Raw genomic sequence first — 1,304 nt, 5'->3', positions numbered from 1 at the left:
ACGCCGTTCAAGCGCGCTGTGCCGTGCGGTCTGCTGCGCCTTCCGGAGGAGGGCCCCCTGGTACGCACGGGGAAGCCCTCCAGCGGGCTGCTCGGCGGTGCGGCCGTCCGATCTGAGGTGCCAGAAGCCGGTTGCCCGGTCCGCCGGTGAGGGGCTCTCGGTACCGTCGTCGTCCAGGCTGTACACCAGCGAGTTGTCGATGCCCAGGTCGGCCAGCAGCTGGTCCGCGCTCAGCTCGCGAGGACCGGGCTCCCGGAGGACTGTGAGACGAGCCTGTTCCCCATCGGACGCGAACAGGACAGCCGTGGTCCAGCTGAAGCCGGTCGCGCAGGCACCCGAAGGACTCTCGATCACCGCCAGGCCGCCGACGAGCCACTCGACCGTTGCTGTGCACCACTCGCGGTCACCGATCCGGTACGTCGCAGCGTCGCTGACCGAGACGCATCGCACCTGCGTGGCCACGAACGACTTCGTCCGCAGGTCGATCTCCGAGTACACCGGCCCGAACGCAGGGGAGACGTTCACGCCGTACTTCTCGACCATCGCCTCGGCCACGGTCCCGACCAGGCCGTTGGACGCCATCAGCTCCAGGGCCTTCCGGACGGCGCCCTGGTCCGTCTCGGCTTCCTCCGTAAACCTTTCGATCACTTCGTCGAGCGCCGTGAGGTGGACGAAGCGGCCGCCGAGCTCGGCGACATCCCGGTCCATAGGCGAGGGATACGCGCTGCCGTCGGTGAAGTCCCGGGTGTTGCCGCTGACGAAGTAGACCGTCTCGTCAGGGTGCTGACGGGCGTACTCGACGGCCGAGAGCCAGATCGCGGCATCCCGGGAACCGCCCTTGCTCTTCGGGTTTGTCTTGCACGGCGCGAGCGCGTTCGCCTCCCGGAACAGGGCTTCCTGCATGGCCGCTGCGCTCGTCTCGACCGTTTCCGCGAGCTGGCTGTACGCGTCGTGCCAGTGCTTGCGGAGCCGGTCGAGGTCGGCGTTCCCGAGGAATCCGTCCACCTCCCACGGGGTGAGACGGGCAACCCCCGCCATTGCCGCTGCGGCGGTGGCGTGCGCCTCTTGATACTTGATCACCTGCTGGGCAACGAGCTCCTGGGCTGCCATCCACGGAATCCCGGTGCGGACGCCCACAGCGCGCAGCGTGCGAAGCAGGTCGGCGCTGCTGTCGTCGAGCTTGAGGCCCCTGATGATGCACGTGTCGAAAATGATCAAGGCGTGGACTCCTACCGCCGAACCGCACATTAGGTGACAGAGTGTCAGGGGCTGAGCCCGTGCGCACCTGATATCCGGCTGGCCGG

1 protein-coding gene is annotated in these 1,304 nt (G+C 67.9%); it reads right to left on the bottom strand.

From position 1 onward, the window contains the following. Positions 1-1,218, bottom strand: a 1,218-nt coding sequence (locus tag ABZ928_RS53405) for a PIN domain-containing protein (RefSeq protein ID WP_361537146.1), incomplete at its 3' end; no start/stop codon positions are given. Positions 1,219-1,304 lie beyond the last annotated feature (86 nt).

Origin of the sequence: Streptomyces sp. NPDC046909, from assembly GCF_040644695.1 — a bacterium.
Classification (GTDB): domain Bacteria; phylum Actinomycetota; class Actinomycetes; order Streptomycetales; family Streptomycetaceae; genus Streptomyces.
This window is presented reverse-complemented; position numbering and strand designations above follow the sequence as displayed.